Below are 1,684 nucleotides of genomic sequence, written 5' to 3' on the forward strand. Positions count from 1 at the left end.
ACGGGGGAGGGGGCGCGCGTGCAGTGCGACGATACGGGAGGCCGTCCGGTCCGTGTGACGCAGCCGTGCCGTCGGCCGGGCCGGGGCGGGCGGAGGCGGTGGGAGGAGGCCGTACACCGGGGTTTCGCGTGCTCAGGGTGTTTGTTCGATTACTTAAGGATGATTGGTGTCGGAGGTCACCTTCGATACGATTGGGAGCGCTCCCGCGAAAGGAACACCATGGAAGACCCCACCCTGCCCGCCAGCCTCCTCTTCGGCACCGCCACCGCCGCCTACCAGATCGAGGGCGGTGTCCACGAGGGCGGACGGGGTCCCTCCATCTGGGACACCTACTGCCGCACGCCGGGGCGCGTCGCCCGCGGCGAGAGCGGCGACGTCGCCTGCGACCACTACCACCGCTACGGCGAGGACGTCGCCCTGCTCGCCGACCTGGGCGTCGACCTGTACCGCTTCTCCGTGGCCTGGCCGCGCGTCCAGCCCACGGGCAAGGGCCGCCCCAACCCGGAGGGACTGGCCTTCTACGACCGCCTGGTGGACACCATCCTGGGCGCCGGGATCGAACCCGCCCTGACCCTCTACCACTGGGACCTGCCCCAGGCGCTGGAGGACGAGGGCGGCTGGCGGGTCCGCGACACCGCCTACCGCTTCGCCGAGTACTCCCGCATCGTCGCCGACCGCCTCGGCGACCGGGTCAACCGGTGGATCACCCTCAACGAGCCCTTCTGCTCGGCCTTCGTCGGCCACGCCGTCGGCCGCCACGCGCCCGGAACCCGGGAGGGCACTCCCGCCCTGGCCGCCGCGCACCACCTGCTGCTCGCCCACGGCATGGCCACCGGCGAACTGCGCGCGGCCGCCGCCGGGGAGGTCGGCATCACCCTCAACCCGGACCACTTCCTGCCCGCCACCGACTCCGAGGCCGACCGCGCCGCCGTGGAGCGGGCCCGCACCCTGCACAACCGCGTGTGGTTCGACCCCATCTTCGCCGGGGCCTACCCCGACAACGAGGACGAGGTCTGGGAGGGCATGGCCGACGGCTCCTACCGGGCCGACGGCGACCTGCGCATCATCGGCCAGCCGCTGGACTTCCTGGGCGTCAACTTCTACCGGCCCATCATGCTGCGCGACGCCCCCCACAGCGAGGCCGACCCGGCCGCGCGCACCGCCGTGGACATCCGCACCGAGCAGGTGCGCATCGAGGGCGTGCGGCACACCACCATGGACTGGCCGGTGGTCCCGGCCACCTTCGCCGACCTGCTCATCGACCTGGACCGGCGCTACCCGAACCTGCCGCCCATCTTCATCACCGAGAACGGCTCGGCCGAGGACGACCAGCCCGACGAGACCGGCCGGGTCCGCGACACGGGTCGCGTCGAGTACCTGCGCGACCACCTGGGCGCCCTGGCCACGGCCATCGACGCGGGGGTGGACGTGCGCGGCTACTTCGTGTGGTCGCTGCTGGACAACTTCGAGTGGGCCTACGGCTACGACCGCCGCTTCGGGCTGGTCCGCGTCGACTACGACCGCCTGGAGCGCCACCCCAAGGACAGCTACCACTGGTACCGCGACTTCCTGACCTCGCACCGCGCCCGCAGGGTCCAGGAGCTCGCCACACAGTGGGAGGGTTAGCCGCCCTCCGGCGCCTTCGCGCGGGGAGGGGGCCCACCGCGCCGGGTGGGCCCGCCCC

Annotated in this window: 1 protein-coding gene; it reads left to right on the forward strand. The window is 72.7% G+C overall.

Going from position 1 to position 1,684, the window contains the following annotated elements; genetic code table 11:
* Positions 1-219 precede the first annotated feature (219 nt).
* Positions 220-1,626: a GH1 family beta-glucosidase gene (locus tag DQW06_RS10965; RefSeq protein WP_013153560.1), complete on the forward strand. Its 1,407-nt coding sequence runs from the start codon at positions 220-222 to the stop codon at positions 1,624-1,626.
* The last annotated feature ends 58 nt before the right edge of the window (positions 1,627-1,684 follow it).

The organism is Nocardiopsis sp. TNDT3 (assembly GCF_003427465.1).
Classification (GTDB): Bacteria; Actinomycetota; Actinomycetes; order Streptosporangiales; family Streptosporangiaceae; genus Nocardiopsis; species Nocardiopsis dassonvillei.

Bases quoted from the DNA above. Each gene is read 5' to 3' on its own strand.
- DQW06_RS10965 (WP_013153560.1), top strand. From the start codon at position 220: ATGGAAGACCCCACCCTGCCCGCCAGCCTCCTCTTCGGCACCGCCACC.